General features: G+C 64.6%; 12 protein-coding genes and 2 pseudogenes. 13 read left to right on the forward strand and 1 reads right to left on the reverse strand.

What is annotated here, in order from left to right:
* The 10 genes and pseudogenes from HP499_RS05115 to HP499_RS05160 all read left to right on the forward strand — a co-directional run.
* Positions 1 to 1862: pseudogene (locus tag HP499_RS05115) on the forward strand (hypothetical protein); the annotation flags it as partial.
* Entirely contained in the window at positions 1859 to 3202 is a 1344-nt protein-coding gene (locus HP499_RS05120; RefSeq protein WP_172322834.1) for a hypothetical protein, read from the forward strand. The pseudogene HP499_RS05115 and the gene HP499_RS05120, both read left to right, overlap by 4 nt.
* A 57-nt stretch (positions 3203 to 3259) precedes the next feature.
* A complete protein-coding gene (locus tag HP499_RS05125; protein ID WP_172322835.1) occupies positions 3260 to 7549 on the forward strand; it encodes an FtsK/SpoIIIE domain-containing protein in 4290 nt (1429 codons plus the stop codon).
* A gap of 75 nt (positions 7550 to 7624) precedes the next feature.
* On the forward strand, positions 7625 to 9607 hold the full coding sequence (locus HP499_RS05130; protein WP_172322836.1) for a serine/threonine-protein kinase: 1983 nt from the start codon (positions 7625 to 7627) through the stop codon (positions 9605 to 9607).
* 419 nt (positions 9608 to 10026) lie between these two features.
* Entirely contained in the window at positions 10027 to 10584 is a 558-nt protein-coding gene (locus tag HP499_RS05135; RefSeq protein ID WP_172322837.1) for an SRPBCC family protein, read from the forward strand.
* Between the two features lie 153 nt (positions 10585 to 10737).
* Positions 10738 to 11358, forward strand: coding sequence for a hypothetical protein (locus HP499_RS05140; RefSeq protein ID WP_172322838.1), 621 nt, complete (start codon positions 10738 to 10740; stop codon positions 11356 to 11358).
* Positions 11359 to 11474: 116 nt separating this feature from the next.
* Positions 11475 to 12218 carry a YcnI family protein gene (locus HP499_RS05145; RefSeq protein WP_172322839.1) on the forward strand — a complete coding sequence of 248 codons (744 nt, stop codon included), beginning with the start codon at positions 11475 to 11477 and terminating at the stop codon, positions 12216 to 12218.
* A 104-nt stretch (positions 12219 to 12322) separates the two neighbouring features.
* A complete protein-coding gene (locus HP499_RS05150) occupies positions 12323 to 12958 on the forward strand; it encodes a DUF4232 domain-containing protein (RefSeq protein WP_172322845.1) in 636 nt (211 codons plus the stop codon).
* Between the two features lie 55 nt (positions 12959 to 13013).
* Entirely contained in the window at positions 13014 to 18047 is a 5034-nt protein-coding gene (locus HP499_RS05155; RefSeq protein WP_172322840.1) for a DEAD/DEAH box helicase, read from the forward strand.
* A complete protein-coding gene (locus HP499_RS05160) occupies positions 18040 to 18870 on the forward strand; it encodes an Fpg/Nei family DNA glycosylase (RefSeq protein WP_172322841.1) in 831 nt (276 codons plus the stop codon). Before HP499_RS05155 ends, HP499_RS05160 begins: the two co-directional genes overlap by 8 nt.
* 192 nt (positions 18871 to 19062) lie before the next feature.
* Here the strand turns inward: HP499_RS05160 and HP499_RS05165 are convergent, their stop codons facing one another.
* Positions 19063 to 20325, reverse strand: coding sequence for a glycoside hydrolase family 16 protein (locus HP499_RS05165; protein ID WP_172322842.1), 1263 nt, complete (start codon positions 20323 to 20325; stop codon positions 19063 to 19065).
* A gap of 342 nt (positions 20326 to 20667) precedes the next feature.
* On the opposite strand from HP499_RS05165, the gene HP499_RS05170 reads away from it, so the two are divergent.
* The 3 genes and pseudogenes from HP499_RS05170 to HP499_RS05180 all read left to right on the forward strand — a co-directional run.
* A complete protein-coding gene (locus HP499_RS05170; RefSeq protein WP_172322843.1) occupies positions 20668 to 22560 on the forward strand; it encodes a glycosyltransferase family 2 protein in 1893 nt (630 codons plus the stop codon).
* Positions 22561 to 22609: 49 nt separating this feature from the next.
* Positions 22610 to 23047 carry an STAS domain-containing protein gene (locus HP499_RS05175; protein ID WP_172322844.1) on the forward strand — a complete coding sequence of 146 codons (438 nt, stop codon included), beginning with the start codon at positions 22610 to 22612 and terminating at the stop codon, positions 23045 to 23047.
* A pseudogene (locus HP499_RS05180) lies at positions 23044 to 23301 on the forward strand (hypothetical protein); the annotation flags it as partial. The gene HP499_RS05175 and the pseudogene HP499_RS05180, both read left to right, overlap by 4 nt.

The following is a 23301-nucleotide window of genomic DNA, read 5'->3' on the forward strand; positions in this document are numbered from 1 at the left end:
TGGAGTCTTCAACCACGGCCACCCAGTCCACCACCATGTCGCAGCTGAAACTGACGGTCTCCGCGGTGGATGCGATGCTGGGCGACACTTCCGCCACACCGCCGGTCACCCCCATATCAGGCGACGGCTGCACCGCTGAGGTAGCCAAGGCCGCGCCCGCAGCCACTGTCTATTCCAGCGTTCTTACCATGTCCTCACAGCTGGATGCCTATGCAAAGGTCAGCGCTGGTTGCCGTGACACCGTCGCCGGCGCTCTCAAGGCGACCATGGGACCCGAGAACCCTACCCCTGCAGAGTGTGCTGAGCAGGGTTCAATGACCTGCTCCCTCTACGGTTCCGCCGTCACTGTCACCGGAGCGCTTCTGGGCCTGGTGCAAGAAGGCGACGAGCTCGTCTCCGGCCTTCAGCCGCAGGTCGTGGAAGGTGCCATCAAAGACCAGGCGACGTCCGCCGTCGCACTTGAAAAGGTGCGCACGGACCTCGGTGCGATGCTTGACGGCTCCGGAACTTCGGAGGATTACAGCAGGGCACTCGCGGCACTGGATACAGCCATCAAGTCAGCCGAGGACTCTGCAGCTGCGACCCGTAAAGCAGCCACCGCGGCGCAGAACAGTGTTGACACCCTCCGTGAGAAACTCCTCGCCATCGCGGACATTGCCAAGGCAGCAAACGGCGAACTCGGTCAGGGAACCTGGCTGAACGGCTCCATGCTGCAGCAAAACCAGAAACTGGCCGACGAACTCTGCAAGCTGTCCGACGACGGACTCATCCCTGGCAAGGGCAAACTGTCCGCCAAGGACGTTGACAGGTTGCGCTCCTACCTGACGTCAGTGCCGTGCGAACCTACTGATGAAGACGGCAACCCCTCACCTGCGCTGAATCCGCCGCCGGGCTTCAAGGAGCCCCTGGACGTTCGGCTCGAAGCTCAGTCAGCTGCCTGGGACGAAGTGCTCGCAGCGACTGACACCACCGCCGCCGACCAGGCAATTGGCCAGGCCTTCACGGCCTTGGAGGCTACGTTCGACGCCACCGACACCAAACTGGAGGCGATCAAGACCGCCGTCAAGACGCTCGACGGCGCCGCAACAGGAAACGTGAACGGAACCAAAAAGGGACTCGAGTCGCTCGACGCTGCCCTCGCTGCCGCGATTGAATCTTCCGGCACGGTGACCACTGCACTTGCGAAATTGAAAGAGCAGCAGGACATGCTCGGCGATAAGATCAAGGAATCGCTCCGCGACGTTTCGGCCGAAACTGCTGCAGAGGTCTACAAAACCGTGGACGAACAAGTGCGGCAGGTTGCCGACATCGGCGATGCCAGTTCCGAAGCCGTGACTTCAGCGTTCAACCGGTCCATTTCCGGGCTGAAGTCCACCTCGGACGACGTTGTGCAAGACGCCGAGGGAACGGTCAACAAGCAGCGTGACGAGCTCCTGGGGCAGAGCGGTGACCTGACTGCTGCCCTATCCAAGAGCACCCAGGCTTCCTTGGACAACATCGCAGCCAGCACCTCGGGCTCCACCCGCGACGTCGAAGGTGCCAGCGCGCTTCTCGCGTCCAGCCTCAACAAGGTGATGCTGGACCTCGGGGACAGGGCGGTGAACGGTTCAGGCCTGCTCGGCTCGATGGCCACCAGCGCGGCAAAAGCGGACACCGCGGACTTCCAGTTGGCCCTTGCCTCGCAGAACGCCGAAGGCTACGCAAACATCCGTTCCCGGGACGTGGCAGGACTCCTGCTGCGCCAGGCCCAGTTCAAGGCCTCGCTCACGGCGGTGGATGAATTGCCGCCGTTCCAACTCGAAGTGCCCGCCGGCGCTACGTCTCAGACGCTTTACACACTGAAGATCGGCGGTGCAGCATGAGCCCCCGCGCACGTCTCATCGCCCTGATTGCTGCGGGAGCCGCCGTCGTCATTGCTGCAGCGGCAGTCCTGGTGATGACGCTGAACCGTCCTACGGAAGCTCCCCGGCCCGATCCTGTGGCCGCAACCGTTCCTGTTGCACTGAAGGCTGATGGCCTGCCAGCGGACCTTTCGATCGGCGTCGTCATGACGTTCGGCCAGTCCGGCGAGCCAGGTACCGAATACAACCGAGCAGCGCAGGGCGCCGTGGTGGCCGCGCAGCGCTTCGCCCAAAGCGGCGCAAAGGTCACCCTGCCCACCCAGAACGACCAAGGCACCGAAGACGGCGCACGTGCAGCCGTCGGCGCCCTTGCCGAGCAGGGTGTGTCCGGAGTCGTTGTTGCAAGCACCGGGCCTCAGGCCCTTGCCGCAGCGAAGGCGGCCGAGGAGCGCAACCTCCCGGTCATCCTGCCCTACGCCGAAGCCTCCGAACCCACTCAAACCACGTGGACCACCGGACCCACGGCAGCTTCAGTCGAAGCGGCCCTGGGAACCGTACTTGCCGGCAAAAGCCGGGTGCTGCTGGTCAGCGACGGCGGTCAGGTCCCCGCCTCGGTGACGGTGGCGGACACCCTGTCCCTGGAAGGTTTCACTGAGGTGGCCGACCTTGCCCAGGAAGCAGCCATCCGTACAGGCGACCAGCTCCGTCCTCCGGCCAAGGACGCGCCGGCAGATGCTGAAGGCATACGGATAGCCAACCCGGCTGACGCTGTTGTGGTGTCGGCGGCAACGCCGCAGCGCCTCGCCCGCCTGGTCCAAGCCCTCCAATCACGCGATGTGTCAGTTCCGCTGGTACTTCCCGACGGCGCCATCACCCCCGCGTTCGCATCCTCGCTCGCGGAGCTGGACGGCACCGCTTCAGGACAACTGGTCAGCGTTGCCCCCGCCACCGGAGATGCAATCGCACTCCAGCAGGATGCCCAAGGGCGGGGAATGTCCGCGTTCCTCTCCGGTATCAGATTGGCTGGGGGGAATCCGGAGGTCAAGAACCTGACGGACGATACCCCGTTCTCCGCCGATGCGTGGGCCGCGGACGCCCGCAGCCACGACGCCGTGGTGGCACTGGTCCGCGCGGCTGCACTGGCTGGGAGCAAGGAACCGTCAAAGGTCGCAGCGTCGCTGCGCACCCTGTCCTTCGGCCCCGGGGAAGGCCTCGCCGGCCCCCCGCTTGACTTCACCCAAGCCCAGGCACTGACCGCTGATGCGATCCCCGTCTTCGCGTCCCCACAGGACCTCGGTCTTCGTCCGGCAGATGAAAACGCTCCACGGCTCGTCTGGGTTCCGGCGCCTGCCAGCCCCTAACAACCCTTTCTGTCCCCACAACTGAGGGGAACAGTTCCACTACAGGAGGAGCGCCCGATGCGTGTGCTGATCGACCTGGACGATCGTCGTTTCGAGTGCGAGGTTGCCCACGCTGCGCCCGCCATCACGTTGTCCGACTTAGTCGAAGCCGCCGGGGGACCCCGTGTAGGCCCTGAGGAACCTGTGTTCGTCAATGAAACAGAGGTTCGTGGGGCCACACCGCTGTCCGAGCTGATTCTGCTGGAAGGCAGCCGCATCTCACGTGCACCATGGCCAATGCCGCACCGCGTGCGTGATTGGAGCCTCACACTGGCCGGCGGTCAGCGTACTGGGGGCGTGGTGGACGTTCCGCAAGGACGCGACATGCTCATCGGCAGGTCACCCCACGCCGATCTCAGCCTCCCTACTGAAAGTGCCTCCTGGGACCACTTCCGCCTTCGCCGTGAAGAGGAGGGGCTCCGCGTGGTGGATGGCGGTTCCACCAACGGCACTTTGGTCAACGGGGAACCTGTGGGCGAGGACGGGGTCCTGGTCACTCAAACGGCCACCATCACGGCAGGCGGCACGGTCCTTCTCCTCCGCCCTGCCTTGGACGAGACCCCGGCGCCCGCGCCAGGCAGCCTGCACAACCTGACGCCAGCAGCCACTGCTCCCTTTAACAGGCCACCGCGCCCAGGGCGTGCACCGGCCGGGGATCCTTTGGTCCCGCCGAGCCGCAAGGACGTTCCCCCGGCCAACAAGTTCAGCTACATCACGGTTCTGGCTCCGCTGGTTATGGCGGTTGCGATGGTGATGATCCTCCGTGACATGCGGTTCGCCATGTTCGCCATGCTCAGTCCGGTGATGGCTGTGGGCATGTGGTTCGAGCAAAAGCGCCGCCATGCCCGTGGCCTGAAAGAAGAGGCCGAGCGCTTCGACGGAGCGCTCAAGGAGTTTGAGAAGCAGATCCGCACTGCCGCCGAGGTGGAAACCGCCCGTCGGCACAGGATGGTCCCCGATCCCGCCACAGTGGTCCGTCGACCTGCGCTTCCGGCAACGTCACTGTGGCAGCGGCGTGCGGACTCGGACGACTTCCTGGCCCTGCATGCGGGCACAGGTGATGTGCCCTGGAAGCCGGAGGTGGACCGTGCTGCGGGCTCACGCCCCGACGAAAAGGTTAAGGAAACCCTCACGGCAGCCCGTCTTCTGGCAGCCCCCGTACTGGTGGACCTGACCGACGCCGGAGTGGTGGGCATCGTTGGCTCGCGGGAAGGCGCCTTGGCGTTGGCCCGTTCCCTGGTGGCCCAGGCTGCGGTGCATGTTGGTCCGGCAGATCTGACGATCGGTGTCTTCTGCGACGCCGGCCGGGCCGACGAATGGGAATGGGCCTCGTGGCTCCCCCACACGCGCCAAACCGGCAGCAGCAAGGGTGAACGCTGGATGTCCGCGCACCGTGAGACCAGCCTGGCGATGCTGCGCATACTGAAGGACTCAGTGGAAGAATTGCCCACTCCAGCGCTCATGGTGGTCCTCGATTCCGACGTACTGACAGAGGGCAGGGATGCCCCGGCACGGGCCTTGCTCGGCATGGGACGTTCCCTGCCCGGCAGCCACGTCAACCCCCAGCAACGCCCACCCCGTGTGGCGGGCATCGTCATAGCGACATCCGAGGAGCAGTTGCCAGCCTCCTGCACCACCATCATCAGGGTTGGCACGGATGCTGCCGCGACCGTTGAGCAGCCTGAGGACCTCACTCGCGTGGAGGATGTGATTCTGGCAGGCCTCGACCAGGAGGAAGCCTTGCGCTGCGCCACGAGACTGGCACACTTCGATGATCCCGAACTCAGCGTTCCAGGGGCATCCTTGCCCGCCTTGGTGCGGATGCCGGGCCTTCTTGGCTATGAGCGCCCCGACGCAGCGACCATTCGCAGGCTGTGGCAGGCCCCCACCGGGATTTCCACACCCATTGGTACCGGCGAAAACGGGCCACTCACCTTGGACCTGGTCAAAGACGGTCCACACGGCTTGGTAGGCGGTACCACCGGCTCTGGAAAGTCCGAGTTCCTACGGTCCCTGGTGGCCGGACTCGCGGCCCGCAACGATCCCACCCGGTTGAACTTCATTCTGGTGGACTTCAAGGGCGGGGCCGCTTTCAAGGCCTGCGAGCGTCTGCCGCACACTATCGGAACCATCTCCAACCTGGACGAACAGCTGGCCGACCGCGCCCTGATTGCACTGGAAGCAGAGATGGAGCGCCGCCAGCGGGTTTTCGCGGAGGCAGGCGAGGGCATCGATAACCTCAACGCCTACCTGGCCACCAACCCGGCCGAACCGATGCCACGCCTGCTGCTGGTGGTGGATGAGTTCGCCATGCTGGCCAAGGATTTCCCGGAGGTCCTGACCGCCTTGGTCAGCATCGGCGCCGTCGGACGCACCTTGGGGGTGCACATGATCCTGGCTACTCAGCGCCCGGCCGGTGTGGTCAGTGATGACATCCTCGCCAATACCAACCTTCGGGTAGCGTTGCGCGTCCAGAGCCGCGATGACTCCAACAATGTGATTGGCGTGCCCGCTGCCTCGGCCATCGGCAGGGCCCAGATGGGCCGCGCCTTTGTGAAACTCGGCCAGGACGACATCACGCCTGTCCAGACCGCGCTGGTCACCGGACAAGCACAGCTCGACGGCGGTCCCGCCGTCGATGTCCGCGACATCCGTCAGTTCGGTGTCCCGGCCCCCGCGCCTGCGATTGCCCGGTCCGCTGCTGTGGACGAGAACGACCTGGACCTGCTCATCGACGCAGTGGTCGATGCCAATGCTGAAGCCGGATACGCCCCTCCGAGGCAGGTTTGGCCGGAGGCGTTGGGCGAGCGGGTGGAACTGGAGGGATTCCTGACGGAGGGGTCTCCGGAGGGCGCCGCTGCAGCAAGCCACCCAACAGTCGGCAGCGTGCAGGGCTCTACCGTTCTGGTGACCTTGCTGGACGAACCTGAGCTGCAGCGCCAGTCGCCCGCCGGCTGGGACCTGTCCGTGGGCAACCTGATGCTCATGGGCGTGGCGGGCTCAGGTACCAGCACCACCTTGGCGACCATCGCGTTGACGCTTGCAAAGGACGCAGATCCGGCCGATTTGGACCTCATGGTTCTGGACATGGGTTCCGGTGATCTTGAGATGCTTAAACGGCTGCCGCACACAGTGGCCTATGTGGGAACCGGCGCCGGCGCCAAGGAGCAACAGGCGCGGTTCCTGCGGCACCTGAACACAGAGTTGGAAAGTCGCAGGGCAGCACCGGGTACGCATCGGCGCACCGTGGTCCTGCTTGACGGTCTGGCCTCCCTGCGCGACGAATTCCAGGACTTCGAAGGACAGCAGCTCCTGGGCCTGTTGTACCGGGCCTATGCCGACGGACCGGCGCTGGGGCTCTCCTTCGCCGTTACCACTACCCGCGCCAAAGCAGTTCCTTCTGTGATGAACGAAGTGACGCTGCAGAAGTGGCTCTTCCGGCTTGCCGATACCTATGACTACTCGTCGCTCGGGGTTCGGGCAAAACATGTCCCTGCCGCCCTCCCCGGACGCTGCGTGGATCCGCGGACCTCCCTGCAGATGCACGTTGCCACCCCCGGCATCGGGTTGGAAGCCGCTGTGGACCGTGTCCGCCAAGGCTGGGGGGACGCGCCTGCCAAGACCACGGCAATCAGGAGCCTGCCCACAAACGTCACCATGACGGATCTGGGCGTCAAGCCGCAACTGGAAACCGAGCCATGGCACATCCCCGTGGGAATCCGGGAAACGGACCTCTCACCGGCCTTCCTGGAAATTTACGAAGGCGAGCACGCCCTCATTGCCGGCCCGGCCCGTTCCGGTAAATCCACCGTGCTGCTGGCTTTGGCCGAGGCTGTCCGTGGCGTAGCCACTTCCCGGGGACCGGCCCAGGTCTGGGGCATTTGCGACCGCCGCTCCCCGTTGGCCACCGCTGGTCTGGACCGGGTAGCCATAGGCACGGACGAAGTGCCTGCGTTGCTGGCTTCCCTGCGGATCGAGAGGGGCACGGTGTTCCTGCTGATCGACGACTCCGAACGCTTCGAGGATACCGATCAGTCCATTGCCGGGATTATCGCTTCAGGGCCTCCGGGGCTCTGCATTGTTGCCTCAGGACGGGCCGCTGACCTGCGTGGACTGTACAGCCACTGGACCAAGTCCATCCGCAAATCACGCCTGGGCGTGGTGCTCCAGCCCGACGTCAATTACGACGGCGAACTGCTGGGCGCCACCCTTCCACGGAAGGCACCCGTGGCGCTGACCGCCGGTCGAGGCTACCTTGGCGTCGGCGGGCAGATGTCGCTGATCCAGTCCCTGAGCCCCGGGAGCTAAACCAACCAGAGATACTTTGCAGGGGACCGCAGGATGGCCTCGGGAATCAGATCGATAGTTTTGGAGAGTACGGACATGCAATTGGCACAAACCGGTCAGGCACTGGGCGCGTCATACCGCTTCGGCGAGCGCGTGGGCTCCGGCGCTGTTGGGGAAGTCTGGACCGTTACCTCCACCGATGGCCGCACCCTGGCAGCCAAAGTGCTGCGCCCGGAACATGCCGATGACCCCTCCCTGGTGGAACGGTTTGTTCGCGAGCGATCCGTCCTGCTTGGTCTGCAGGACGCCGGCATCGTCACCGTACGGGACATGGTGGTGGAGGGTGAACGGCTAGCCATCGTCATGGACTACATCGCGGGTGGCTCGCTGCGCGACGTCGTCAAAGACAATGGCCCGTTGCCGTCCGAGGACGCCGCAAAGGTGGCCGCCGAGATTTTCGATGCCCTCGCCTTTGCCCACTCACGCGGTGTGACACACCGGGATATCAAGCCGGACAATGTGCTCCTGGCCCGCCCGTGGACTGAGTCTGAAAGCGGCGACGTGCGGGTCTCCGACTTCGGCATTTCCGACGTCGTGGGTGAGAAGATCCGTCAAACGACCGGCCTGATCGGTACTCCGCAGTACATGCCGCCCGAACTCATCAGCCAAGGGCGGTCCGGCCCCGCCGGAGATGTCTATTCCACAGGCGTCCTGCTCTACGAACTCCTTGCCGGCCGCACGCCCTTCGCAGGTCCGGGCACGGACTTCAGCGTGGCTTACCGCCATGTCTCATCCCGCCCTCCCCGTATTCCCGTGGACGATGCTTTGTGGGACGTCCTCGAACGGATGTTGTCCAAGGACCCCAACCAACGACCAACAGCCGGTGAGGCGGCTTCGAACCTCCGGCGCTTGGCGCCTGGACTTGCCGGCAAGCCCGCTCTCTCCCGGGGGACAGCGCCTGAAGAGTTCGACGACGTCGAACGCCCGGCCACCGTTGTTCGCGGCGCCTTTACAGACGACGAACTTACCGCCTTTGCCGCGGCGCCATCTGCCGGCGTCGATGTGGTTGCCCCGGATCTGGGGCAGTCAGGCAGCGCTACCATCGCCCGTCCCATGCCGCGCCGCGAAGTCCGCCCACAGGCGGAGGAACGGTCAGAGGAAAAAGACGCGACCCCGTTCTGGCGGACACGCAAAGCGTTGCTTCTGGGCGCTGGCGCGGTGTTCCTGATAGTGGCGATGGTGGTGGGTTTCATCCTTCTATCCCCCACCAGCCCGCAGGTAGCTCCCACGCCGCCTGGACAACAATTGTCGGCGCAGTTGCAGGACCCTGCCCTGCCGACCGGCCTGACCATTTCACGAAGCGCCACGTACGAGCCTTCTTCCGGTCAGGTCCGTTTGACGGTGTCCTACTCAGCGCAGAAAGCGCCGTTGTCCGGTGAGTTCCTGGAGGTCATTCCCAGTCTGGCAGATGGCGAAACCTGCCCGGCTGTGACGTGGGATGGCGGCACTGTGAGCCGTAACCAGGCTTCCATCTCCGGACTGGACGTTGAGTGTGGCTGGAAAGTCTCCGGGGTGGAGATTCCTGCCGGAGGATCTGTGCAACTGACCGCCAAGGTGCCTGTGCAGCCCGCTGACCAGAAGGCAATGGACGCTTGGCTTCGGAGCGGATCGGCTGCAACCACGGCTGCCACGCAAAATCCTGCAGTCAAAGGCACCGCGTACCCGGTGCAACGACTCAAGGGCGTAGAGGTCCGCACCCCTGCACGTGTTGTCACGCCCAGCCCCCTGAAAATCACGCTGGTCCCTGTGTGGGCCGGCGGTGCCGATGAACTCAATCCCCTCTACGTCAGCCCGGCCTCAGGTAAGGCATCCCAAATGCTCGCTGCCGTCACCGGTGGTGAGCAGGGAGTACGGTTCGCCGATGGCTGCGGCGGGGCGCTGGCAGTGGACAGCTCGGGCCTCACCGTCACAGCCCTGCAAATCACGCCGCAGTGCACGGTCCGGGCCAGCGTGGGAAACTTCACCGAGCTCAAGTCAGCCCCGTTCGGCATCACCTCGCGGGAGAACTCGGGCGAGTAGCTCCCCATGCGTCTCCGCCGAGGGGCGGGATCTCACCCCTTTCATGAGCTCAAAAGGCCGAAAGCTAACCCCTCGGCGAAGGGCGGGGTCTCAGCCCTTACCCCCACCCAAAGAGACGAAAGCTAACCCCTCGGCGAAGGGTTAGATCCCACACCTTCCACAACCGCCGAGGGGCGGGATCTCAACCCTTTCACCCACTCAAAAGGGCGAAAGCTAACCCCTCGCCGAAGGGCGGGATCTCACCCCTTCCACAACCGCCGAGGGGCGGGATCTCAACCCTTTCACGCCCGGCGAGGGGCGGGATCTCAACCCTTTCACGCGCTCAAAAGGCCGAAAGCTAACCCCTCGGCGAAGCCAGGAGTAGATTGGCCCCGGATGCCATGAGACACCCTCGGAACCTGCACACCTCGGAGGCAGTAATGACCGGGCCTACCAACAGAACAGGCAAAAGCACGGACTACGAGTTCATCACCGTGTGGCGCGTGGCGGGAACCCGCCAGGAAGTGCTGGACATCCTGGGTAATGCCGGAACGCTCCCGCGTTGGTGGCCTTCCGTCTACCTGAAGGTCACTCCCGTGACCCCCGGCGGACTCGACGGCGTAGGCGCCACCTTCGACCTCCACACCAAAGGTTGGCTTCCGTACACACTGCGTTGGCGACTCACGCTAACGGAGCCAGTGAGTCCTGACGGCTTCGCCCTCACCGCCGCTGGCGACCTCAATGGAACAGGTCGCTGGACATTCGAAACCGACGGCCCGGAAGTTGTCATCACCTACGGTTGGCGGGTCAGCGCAGCCAAACCACTGCTTCGGCGGCTGAGCTGGCTCCTGAAACCAGTGTTCTCGGCCAACCATCACTGGGCCATGGCGCGGGGTGAGGAGAGCCTCAAACTGGAGCTCCGCCGTCGTCGTTCTTCATCCGGTGCGAAGGTCCCCGAACCCCCGCAACCCACCTTCGTCCGGCGGACGAGGGGTTAGCTCTCACCTCTTTATGGGCTGCCAAAGTGCCGAGAGCCAACCCCTCGGCACACCTTTCCACATAGCCACCCATCCGGGGCCAGACCGGCGCCGAACTCCCGATAGAATCAAGACGCCGACAATCAATCAGCCATCGAGACCAGGGAGGACCACGTGCGCACATCGCGGACCCGGGCTCCCTTCCATGCGCTGCGGTCGGGCACAGTATCTCTTGTGGTGGTCCTCCTCGCAGCAGGTGCCCACATTGTGGGCGGCGGGACGCTTCCCACGGCCCCGGTTCTGTTGGCGCTCGTGGTGCTGACGGCTCTCGTGGCCACACTGGCTACCCGTTTCAAGCTGAACCTCGTCTTCATGGCGGGCCTCTTGGGCGCGGGACAATTGGCGCTGCACGAGGCCTTCACCGCTTTGGGGCCCATCAGAGCCACCGGTCCGGCAGCGAACCACCACCTCGGCGCCGAATCCTTGAGCCCCGGAATGGACATCGCAGCAGCGCACACCCATGAGCTCGGGACGGCTTTCGGCACCATGATGCTGGTGGGCCACGTCTTCGCTACCTTTGCGTCTGCGATCGTCCTCGCCAAGGGTGAAGATGCGCTCTGGCAGTTGGCGGCTTGGTTGCGGCCGCTGCTCGCCTTGCCCACCTTGGTGTTCAGGCCCGACGCCGGTGCCTCGCCTGCCGCAGTTGGCGCGCCCGATGTCTTTATCCCCCGCCCCTGGCGGAACCTCAGGCAAGACAGCCGACGCGGCCCGCCCGCCGTCGTCGTACTTCCCTAGTTCCGCCCGGCACCAAGGCGACGCATAAGCGCCGCAAACGCGAAGCCTTCGCGTGGTGACGGGCTCCCAAACCCGTACCCGCGCCGCCTCAACCGGCGCACCCGAAAGGCATTCCCATGAACAAGTCCGCCCTCCGTCGCACCCTTTCCGCTACCGCCGTCGCCAGTGGAACCGCCGCCCTGATGATGGCAGGCCTGGCCGGAGCCTCAGCGCACGTATCCGCCGATCCGAACAAGACCGCTGCCAATTCCTACGCTTTGGTCACGTTCGGCATCCCCCACGGTTGCGACACGTTCGGCACCACAAAAGTTGCCATTTCACTCCCCGAAGAGCTGAATGACGCACAGCCGACCGTCAACCCGAACTGGACCGTGGAGAAGGTCACGGAGACCCTCGCCGAGCCGAAAAAGCTGGATGACGGCACCACCATCACCAAGCGCACCAGCCAGATTGTCTACACGGCCAAGGCACCTTTGGATCCGCACCTGCGTGACGCGTTGGTCCTGTCGGTCAAGCTGCCGGACGCCGCCGGCAAGACCCTCTACTTCCCAACGCTGCAGACCTGCGAGCAGGGCCAGACCGACTGGTCCGAGATCGCCAAGGAGGGGCAGGACCCGCACGATCTCAAGGCTCCGGCGCCGTCGGTCACCATCACCCCTGCTGCTGCAGAAGGCGACCACGCAGCGGCCACTACGGTCGCAACCGAGCAGGCTTCCGCAGTAACCTCCGACGACGGTTCGCAGGCACGCAGTTGGGCCGGCCTGATCGCTGGCATCGCTGGTTTGGGCATGGGCGGTGCAGCATTCTTCCGGAGCCGGGCTGCCAAGCCTGCGGCGGTCAAGGCTGATTCCTCCAAGTAGTTGACCCGGGGTTGGCGCCCGGAAGATCACGATCCGGGCGCCAATCCAGGCACTTCGCCGTGGCTCAATTGACTCACCTGACAGCCACGGCAAAGCTGGTGCCCATGTGGACTCAGCGCATTAAAACCGGACTTGTGACGACGACGGCAGCCGCTTCACTGCTGCTCCTGGCAGCCTGCGGGCCAAGCCCCAGCCCGGCGGGAACCAGCAGTGCCCCGCCCACTTCTTCAACCCCGTCGGCCTCGTCGACTCCCAGCTCACCTTCGGCAACGGCCACAACGACGCCATCGGCGCCCACCACGTCGGCTGCGCCGGCAGGCGCCACCCAGTGCAAGGCAGCGTCCTTGACTGCGGCTACCGATTCAACCGGCGGCGGAGCAGCGGGCAGCATTTACGAGAAGCTGATCCTGACGAACTCCGGCACCGCGCCCTGCATCCTGGAAGGCTTCGCCGGTGTCTCACTGACCGCCGAAGCCAATGGTGAACCGATCGGCGAACCGGCAACCCGCGAAACCACCACCCCGGTCACCAAGATCGAACTGGCCCCAGGGAAGTCGGCGTGGGCCGAAATCCGCTACACGCAGGCCGGTAACTACGGCGATTGCACCAAGGTCCCCGCTGCAGGTTTCCGTATCTACCCGCCGAACGACACCGCATCGCTGTTCGTCGCTGAGCCGCACGATGCGTGCAGCAACGCCGGTATCAAGCTCCTGACCATCACGGCATTCCAGGCAGTCTGACCTGTCCCCCACGGCTCCGTCTTATTCTGTCGGGGCCGTGGGGCATGATGGATGAATGCAGGAGCCGCAGGCGTCGGAGGGCGCCATCAGCCGTTTCAGCCAGGCAACCAGGGAATGGTTCCTCGGCGCTTTTTCCGAGCCCACGCCAGCGCAGGACGGAGCATGGAACGCCATTTCCTCAGGTTCGCATGCCCTGGTAGTAGCTCCCACCGGTTCCGGTAAAACCCTCGCAGCGTTCCTTTGGGCCTTGGATCGCCTGCACTCGACCCCGTCAGACACCCTCCCCGGGCTCGAGAGCGTTCCGGCCAACGGCAAGGGCCGGGCCAAACGCCCCAAGACCAAAACCCGCGTCCTCTACATCTCACCGCTGAAGGCTCTAGGCGTGGACGTTGAGCGGAACCTCCGGGCACCGCTGATCGGCATCACCCAGACCGCCAAGCGCTTGGGACTGCCTGCACCGCTTGTCACGGTCGGGGTCCGTTCGGGAGACACGACGGCGGCAGATCGCCGTACGCTGTTGACCAACCCACCGGACATCCTGATCACCACACCCGAGTCCTTGTTCCTCATGCTGACCTCCCGTGCCCGGGAGACACTCAGCGAAGTGGACACCATCATCATCGACGAAGTGCACGCGGTTGCGGGCACCAAGCGCGGGGCTCATCTAGCTGTCTCACTGGAACGTCTGGATGCCTTGCTGCCCAAGCCCGCGCAGCGCATCGGTCTCTCGGCTACCGTCCAGCCGCGCGAGTTGGTCGCGCAGTTCCTGGCGGGCCAGGCCCCAGTGGAGATCGTGGCCCCGCCGTCCAAGAAGAACTGGAACCTCACGGTCACGGTGCCTGTGGAGGACATGTCGGACCTGCAGGGCGCCGCCGGTGCCTTCGATTCCGGCCCGGCTTCCGGCCTGCAGCCCCAAGCGTCGATCTGGCCACATGTGGAGGAGCAGATTGTTGACCTGGTCCTTTCCAAGCAGTCCACCATTGTGTTCGCTAATTCCCGGCGCCTTTCAGAGCGTTTGACGGCGCGGCTGAACGAAATCTACGCCGAACGTCAGTTGATGGCTGTGGGCGGCGGAGAGTGGGCGGCTCCGGAAGCCAACCCCGGCGCTCAGGCGTCCACAAGCCCCGCGTCCGCAAGCCCCGCGTCCACAGTTCCAGCCTCCACCGCCACGCCGGCCCACATGATGGCGCAGGCCGGCAGCACAACCGGCGCCGATCCCGTATTGGCCCGCGCCCACCACGGCTCGGTGTCAAAGGACCAGCGGGCCATGATCGAGGACGACCTCAAGTCCGGCAGGCTCCGGTGCGTGGTGGCAACCTCTTCGTTGGAACTTGGCATCGACATGGGCGCTGTGGACTTGGTCATCCAAGTGGAGTCTCCGCCGTCGGTGGCCAGTGGCCTGCAGCGGGTAGGTCGTGCCGGGCACCAGGTGGGCGAGATTTCCGAAGGCGTGCTGTTCCCCAAGCACAGGGCGGATCTCCTGCACACGAGCGTCACTGTGGAACGTATGCTCAGCGGGCAGATTGAACGCCTGAGCATCCCGACGAATCCCTTGGATATCCTTGCCCAGCAAACCGTCGCCGCAACTGCCTTGGGGAGCATCGACGTCGAGGACTGGTTCAGCACCGTGCGCCGGTCTGCCCCGTTCGCGAGTCTGCCAAGATCCGCTTTCGAAGCCACCTTGGACCTCTTGGCAGGCCGGTACCCCTCAGACGAGTTCGCCGAGCTGCGGCCACGCATCATCTGGGACAGGCATGCAGGAACCATCGAAGGCAGGCCGGGGGCCCAGCGCCTGGCAGTAACCTCCGGTGGCACCATCCCGGACCGCGGACTCTTCGGTGTCTACATCATCGGCACCGAAGTTGAGGGCTCCGCTTCCTCTGGAAGCGCTGACGGCAGCGAGCCCACAGCCTCGGCCCGGGCGGCCAAGGGTGGCCGTCGCGTGGGTGAACTCGACGAGGAAATGGTCTACGAATCCCGCGTGGGCGACGTCTTTGCGCTAGGTGCCACCAGCTGGAAAATTGAGGACATCACGCACGACCGCGTGCTGGTATCCCCTGCCTTCGGCCAACCCGGCAAGCTCCCCTTCTGGAAGGGTGATTCCCTCGGCAGGCCTGTTGACCTCGGCCGGGCCTTGGGAGCTTTCATCCGGGAGCTCTCTGCAGCGGACGAGGCACCCGCCATGGAGCGCTGCCAAGCCAGCGGCCTGGACGCCTTTGCAGCAAGCAACCTGCTTCAGTACCTGCGGGAACAGAAGGACGCCACGGAGATTGTTCCCAGCGACAGAACCCTTGTGGTGGAGCGCTTCCACGACGAGCTTGGCGATTGGCGGGTAGTCCTCCACAGCCCCTTCGGGATGCCGGTCCATGCTCCGTGGGCTCTGGCCGTAGGGCAACGGCTCCAACAACGGTACGGCCTGGACGGCTCCGCAATGGCGGCCGACGACGGCATCGTCCTGCGGGTGCCCATGATGGAAGACGAACCACCGGGTGCTGAGCTGTTCCTCTTTGACCCGGAGGAACTGGAGCAGATTGTCACAGCGGAAGTAGGCGGCAGCGCACTGTTCGCCTCACGTTTCCGCGAGTGTGCAGCCAGGGCTTTGTTGCTGCCCCGCCAGAACCCGGCGAAGCGCCAGCCGCTGTGGCAGCAGCGTCAACGTTCAGCCCAATTGCTGGATGTCGCCCGGAAGTACCCGTCTTTCCCCATCGTGCTCGAAACCGTGCGCGAATGCCTGCAGGACGTTTACGACCTCCCCGCCCTCAAAGACATTGCCGCTTCGGTGGAGCGCCGTGAACTCAGAATCGTGGAAACCACCACGCAGCAGCCCTCCCCGTTCGCGAAGTCGCTGTTGTTTGGCTACGTGGCCCAGTTCCTCTACGAGGGCGACTCCCCCTTGGCAGAACGCCGGGCTGCTGCCCTGGCCTTGGACTCGACGCTCCTCAACGAACTCCTGGGGCGCGTGGAACTGCGCGAGCTCCTGGATGCGGCAGTCATCGACTCCACGGAACGGGAACTGCAGCGACTGGTCCCTGATCGGCGAGTGCGCGGGATGGAGGGCGTGGCTGATTTGCTGCGTTTGTTGGGCCCGCTCAGTGTTGAAGAAGTCGCGGAACGGCTTCAAGGCGTGGAGACGGCTGAAACAATGCAGCAGCCTGGAACGCTGGAGCAGCATGTCGGCGTGAATCATCCGGACGGCGACGAACATCTGGATGAAGCTCCGCCGGCCCCGCCAGCAGGCACGGTGACCGAGGCCGGATCCCACCTCGCTGCCCTCCAGAAAGCCAACCGTGCCCTCAAGGTGACCATTGGCGGCGTCGAGCGCTTCGCTGCGGTGGAGGATGCCGCGAGGCTCCGCGACGCAATCGGCGTTCCCCTGCCCATGGGTGTTCCGCTGGCATTCATCGAGCCGGTCAATGATCCGTTGGGCGATCTGGTCTCCCGGTATGCCCGCACGCACGGACCGTTCACGGCCTCGGAAGCTGCCGCAAGGTTGGGACTCGGCGTGGCAGTGGTCAACACAGCATTGAAGCGCCTGGCCGGGGACGGCCGGGTGGTGGAGGGAGAATTCCGCCCGCACGCTGTAGCCGAAGCCCCGCCCACCGCGGAAGGCGCAGATCCGGAGCTCATGTCTTTGGATGCACCGCCGTCCAGTGAGTGGTGCGATGCCGAGGTCCTCCGGAAGCTGCGCAGGCGTTCCCTCGCAGCACTCCGCGCCGAAGTGGAACCCGTGGACACCGCCGCCTACGGGCGATTCCTGCCGGCCTGGCAAAACGTCACAGCACCGGGCAAGTCGCGGAGCCAGGCGTTGCGCGGACTGGACGGGATCATCACGGCTGTGGACCAGCTCTCCGGAGTTCCCATCCCCGCCTCAGCCTGGGAGCCTTTGGTGCTGGCAAGCCGGGTGGCGGACTACAAACCGGCCATGTTGGACGAACTGATGGCCGCCGGGGAACTCCTCTGGTCCGGGGCAGGCTCGCTGCCCGGAAACGATGGCTGGATCAGCCTCCATGTGGCCGATTCCGCCGAGCTCACGCTCAACCCCTCCCCCGAGTTCGAACCCGGCGATGCTCAGCAGCGGCTCCTGGAGCATTTCAGTGCAGGTGGAGGCTATTTCTTCCGGCAACTCACGGATGTGGCCGGCGGCATGGACTCAGTGTTGAGTGATGACGCCGTTGTCTCTGCGCTGTGGGACCTGGTCTGGGCCGGCCGGGTGACAGGAGACACTTTTGCCCCCGTGCGCGCCATGATCGCCGGTGGTAAGACCGCGCACCGGCAGGTGGCCAAGGCACCCAGGGCGCGGGCTCCGCGCCTCAGCAGGCTGGGCCGCTCCCATGGCTCAGGTCTGCTGGGCTCGCCCGGGCTTACCGGTGGACGTTACGGCTCGGTTTCAGGCGGAGTTGCTCCTGCGCCGCCGTCCGCGGTGGGCCGGTGGTCCGCCCTACCTGCCCCGGAACTGGATCCCACCATCCACGCCCGTGGCACGGCCGAACTGCTCCTGGACAGGTATGGGGTCGTCACCCGCGGTTCGGTCATGGCGGAGAACATCATTGGCGGCTTCGGGCTCATGTACAAAGTGCTGGCGCGGTTGGAAGAAGCGGGCCGGTGCCGTCGCGGCTACTTCATCGAGCATTTGGGGGCTGCCCAGTTCGCTGTCCCGGCAACAGTGGACCGGCTGAGGTCCTTCACAGAGGACGCCCGCATTTCCAAAGCGGAACCGTCGGCCCTGGCGTTGGCCGCAACGGATCCTGCCAATCCGTACGGAGCGGCCCTTCCGTGGCCTGCGTTGTCCGTTGACGCCGGCTCCGGGCACCGTCCAGGACGGAAAGCCGGAGCGCTGGTGGTGATGGTCGACGGCGCGTTGGTCCTTTATGTGGAACGCGGCGGTAAGACGCTGCTCACCTTCAACCAAGACGAGGCCGTGCTGACACTTGCGGCCCAGGCGTTGGTGGATGTGGTCCGCCGTGGTGCGGTGGACAAGCTCTTCATGGAGAAGGTCAACGGCCACGACCTCCTCGAAACGCCCATTGCCGTAGCCCTGGCTGCCGCCGGCGCCTACTCAACTCCGAAAGGACTCCGGATCCGTGCCTGAGGGTGATTCCATTTGGCGCGCTGCGTCCCGGCTGAACGAGGCCTTGGCCGGCCAAACCATCACAGCCTCCGACTTCCGTGTGCCCCGCTTCGCCACCCTGAATCTTGCGGGTTGGACCATGGCCGAGGTGGTACCCCGGGGCAAGCACCTGCTGATGCGCCTCACCGGCCCTGTGGACGAGGAACCCGGCGCCAGCAAAAAGCCCCGGGCCCTGACCATCCATTCCCACCTGAAGATGGAGGGGAACTGGATGATCTATCCTCCGGGTGGCCGCTGGACCAAGCCCGGCCATACGGCACGGTGCGTGCTCCGCACAGCCTCGGCTGACGCGGTGGGGTTCTCGCTGGGCATCCTGGAAGTGGTGCCCACCGCCGAGGAAGCCAAGATTGTTGGACATTTGGGGCCGGACCTCCTTGGCCCTGATTGGGACGAGGAAGAAGCCCTGCGGAGGCTGCGGGCCGAGCCGGACGTCACCATGGGTTTTGCGCTGTTGGACCAGCGGAAGCTGGCAGGCATCGGCAACATCTACCGGTGCGAAGCCTGCTTCCTCTCCGGCATCCACCCAGCGCTTCCGATTCGTGACGTTCCGGACCTGGCCAAAACAGTCAACGATGCCAAACGGCTCCTCGGCGAAAACCTCGGTCCAGGGCGGCGCACTACCCTCGGCCCGCGGGCCCTGCGGCCGGGATACTGGGTTTACGGCCGGGAACGCCAGCCGTGCCGGCGATGCGGCACCACTGTCCGCCGTGCGCTCCTGGCGGCCCCGGATGGGACAGAGGAACGGGACATCTACTTCTGCCCGCGCTGCCAGCCAGCCCCGTAGGCTGCCAGCTGCCCATATAACCCACCCAACCCGGCCGGGCCCGTGACAACCAGCCCGGCCGGGTGAACCACCCGCCGCCGCGACGGCGGCGCACATCCATGGGTCCGGCCGACTACTCCAGGAAGCTCCCCAGCCGCCCCAGCAATACTCGACCAAGCCGCACAAAGGCGCGCGCCGCCGTCGGACGCTTTCCTACGCCATCCGCCACCACTTCTGGTTGGCAGAACCAGCGCAGTCCCATAATTGCAGCCGCGCACCGTTGGTAGAACCCCAATCAGCCACGTCTACACATTTGTCGGCCTGCGGATTGACCAGGTCTCCGGCGTTATTCAGGACGAACTGCTGGGCCGCGTTGCCGTTGCAGCCGGTGAGTTGGACGCGTGCGCCATTGGACGTGGAGCCCCAGGCCACATCCATGCATTTTCCGAGTGAACGGATGCTGCCGTCGGCGGCGAATGTCCATTGCTCCGAGGCTGCCGTGTCGCAGTCCCACAATTGCAGTTGCGCACCGTCCACGGATTGCCGGCCTGCAACGTCAATGCACTTGTCTGCGTAGCCCTGGATCCTGGTGCCGGGCGCGTTGGCGGGTGGGGACGGAGCAGAAGCAAGTTCGAACACACGGACGTAATCAACCAGCAAGGATTGGGGAAAGGCAGTGCCTGAATCGGGTGGTCCTGGCCAGTAACCTCCCACTGCAAGATTCAGCAGGAGGAAGAAGTTGTGGTCAAAGACCCAAGGCTCAGGTGTTGTTGCTTTAGTTTTCCTCGAGTAGGGAGTGCCGTCTATGTACCAGGTGATGGAGTCGGGGCCCCAGTCCGCGGTGAACGTGTGGAAGGCGTCGCCCAATGCTGTGCCGTTGGGCAGGGTGTAGCCGGCACTGGACGAGTTGGCCCCGGAGTAGCCGGGCCCGTGGATGCTTCCCCATACGGTTCCGGGTTCCTTGCCGACGTTTTCCATGACGTCGAGTTCTCCGCTGGCGGGCCAACCATCGGTAAAGACGTTGTCGCCCAGCATCCAGAACGCGGGCCATGTGCCTTGCCCTTTGGGTAACTTGAGACGGGCTTCGAACCGGCCGTGAGTCCGGCTGAATTTTCCGGCGGTGATAAGGCGCGCCGAGGTGTATTGGCATGCTCCGTAGTGGCATTGATAATCAGCGGGATTTTCCTGGCGGGCGGTGATGGCCAGATTGCCCTGACCGTCTGCAGCGGCGTTCCCGGTGCTGGAAGTGTAGTACTGAAGTTCGCCGTTGCCCCAGCCGGATCCCCCCGTGTCATAGGACCACTTTCCGGGATCCGGGGCGGTGCCGGCAGGACTGTTGAATTCGTCGCTCCACACCAGGGCGCCGGGAGTCGGCATGCCGGCGGCTGCCAGCGCTGATGGCTCCGGAGCTATGACGGCGGCTGCGAGGGTCAGGCCGGCGACGAGCATCGTCAGGGGCGTGAGTCGTCGCTTCATGATGGCCACTCTGACGGCGCGACAACCCCGCGCGCAAGCCTTTTCAGGGTGACACGCAAAACGTCACGGCATGGAAATAATCACCGCTATTTTACTTTTCCTTTTCGTAACAGCGATGAAATAGAAGGGGGAGAAAGTGGAAGGAGGAACCATTTGGATGACGGAAAATGCCGTCATTGCGATGGCATAGGGATATTCCGTTCGCAGCCGAATTCCTTCCTCTGAGCATCAATGATGCACGCTCCAGGCGCGTCTGCCGTGTCCTCCAAACCTTCAACACGAGGGTGTCCGGGAAGGCAGCCGCGCCTTGGCCTTTTCCCCAGCAGTTACCGGAGGCTAAAGATGGGCATTTACAGACAAATACTGGTAAGGATCCTTGCAGTTTTGGTGGTTTCCTTTGGACTGATCTACATCAGCTGGCGATGGTCCGGCACGGTCGCATGGGATGCGTGGTGGATTTCGCTGCCGCTGGTGGCCGCAGAGACCTACAGCCTGGGCGAGTCCGCCCTGTACGCAGTCACCATGTGGAACGCTCGACGACGGCCACCTCCCCCGCCTGCCCTCCCGGGCAGGACAGTGGACGTTTTCATTACTACCTTCAACGAGCCCTTGGACCTGGTGCTCAAGACGGCCATCGCCGCCAGGGACATGGAGTATCCACATCAGACGTGGATTCTGGACGACGGCAACCGTGCCGAATTTGCCGTAGCAGCCGGGCAAATAGGCGTTGGCTATATCACCCGTGGACCGGAATGGGATGGCCGCCAGCGCTTCGCCAAAGCGGGCAACGTCAACAACGCCCTGTCCATGACCACGGGCGGGTTCGTGGCCATCCTGGACGCAGACCAGGTCCCCGAGCCCCGCTTCCTGGACCGCGTCCTGGGCTATTTCGACGCTGACGAAGTGGCTTTTGTCCAGACTCCACAGCACTTTTGGAACGTCCCGGACGGGGATCCCCTGGGAAGCCAGGCGGAGCTGTTTTACGGCCCCATTCAGCAAGGCAAGGATGGCTGGGACGCGGCCTTCTTCTGTGGATCGAATGCTGTCCTGCGCCGGGAAGCCCTCATGGCACTGGGCTTGACCCGCTACACGCGAACAGCAACAGAACAGACGTGGAGCTCCCTCCGCAAGGGCCGTGCAAGGCTGCAGGATCTTCTGGGTGAACTTGGCAGGCGACGCCCCGCTGCCATGCCGGTGGTCGAACATGCGCTCGAAGCGATAGCGCGCGCGGAGCGCCAGGTCCGCATGGGCGATGTCCTCGCGGAGATCACTTTCGAACTCCGCATAGCCTTCCATGCAGCTGCCTTGTCAGTTCCTGATGCCAGGGATGATGTGGTGCCCGAACTCGACGCCGTCCTGGAGTCGGTGGATGTGGCCCACACGGACCAAGCACTGGCCATTCACCCCATGGATACCACCACCATTACCGAGGACATGGCGACAGCCATGCATCTTCACGCGATGGGCTGGGGCAGCGTTTACCACCACGAGGTCCTGGTCCACGGCCTGGCGCCCGAGGATGTGTCCACCATGCTCTCCCAGCGCCACCGCTGGGCAGCCGGAACGATGCAGGTGTTTTTCAGTGACAATCCGCTGTTCCTTCGTGGCCTCACGGTGGCCCAGCGCCTGATGTACCTGGGCACCATGACCAGCTACCTCAATGGCTTTGCTGCCCTGAGCTACATCGCCGCGCCGGTGGTTTTCCTGTGGGCCGGCACCTATCCGCTGACGGCCAGTCCGGTGGTGTTCTTCTGTTTGTTCCTTCCCTTCTTCGTTTCGTGCCAGGTACTGTTCCAAGTTGCGGGCAATGGCTCGAAAGGCTTGTGGCGCGGCCAACAATGGTCGTTCGCGCTCTTTCCCACGTGGATCGCCGCCACCTGTTCAGGAGCAGCAGCTGTCTTCCTCGGCAAACACCTCACTTTTTCCGTCACGGCCAAAAGTAAACAGGCCACGGGACGCGGTTTCCAGCATGTGCGGTTGCAGGTTGCGGCAATGGCCGTACTGGTTGTTTCCGCAGTCATCGGCCTCGCGCGCGTATCCGCCGGGGAGGCTCCGCTCTTTCCTACCCTCATCACGTTGGCCTGGGTCGCTTTGGATCTGGCGCTGCTGAGCGTGGTGATCGGGGCTGCACGCTACCACGGTCCAGGCGAGGATCTGGTGGAACCGGTTCCCATCCCGCTTGAGCTCAACGGGGTCCTCGAATCCGCACCAGGCTCACGCCCAACACATCACTGACAACAAAATCCAATAACGCCGTTCCACACCCCCAGCAAGGAGCGACCCCATGTCCACTCTTTCCCATGCCCCGAGTTCCATCCCCGCTTTGTTGACCTCAACTGACCTGACCGTTGCGGGCCCCCTGGACGCCGCGCGCGTCCTGGCTATTCGCCGGCTCTCGGCAAAAGCCTCGGCCGACGGCCCGGTGGTGGTCCTGCTGAATGTTGCCGACGTGACATACGTGGGCGCGTCCGGAGTAGTTGGCCTGCTTGAAGTGCTGCATGTGCTCCGCGCCCGGGGCGGCGATTTACGGCTTTTCGGCACGTCCACCGCCCTGGACCAAACACTGCTCCAAGCCCATCTGGGGCACGTGGCCCGTATCTACGCCACGCGCCAGGAAGCGCTCGACGGCGGTACGAACCTGGCGGAGGCACGTCACCTCGCCCCGCAGTCACGCTGGCGTGGGCTCTTCGCGCGTCCGCGCCGAACCCTTGGATGGGGATGACCGTGGCACCGGCACCTCCAACCTTTTCCGGCCACCCGAATCGAAAGCGGCGGCGGGCAAGCCTTCTCATCCCTTTGGTGGTGACGTCCCTCGCCGCCACGGGACTGGGTTTCGCGTCCAAGGAGGTGGTGCCGGTGGTCCAGGCACTCTCCCTCTGCAGGGCCGTGGACGCTTCCACCATCGTGCCCAAGGACGGCGTTCTGCTGGGCGTCAACCTGGACTGGAACTCCGAAACCCTGGCGGAACACCAGGCC

Origin of the sequence: Paenarthrobacter sp. CM16 (assembly GCF_013179505.1) — a bacterium.
In the GTDB taxonomy this organism is placed as follows: domain Bacteria; phylum Actinomycetota; class Actinomycetes; order Actinomycetales; family Micrococcaceae; genus Arthrobacter.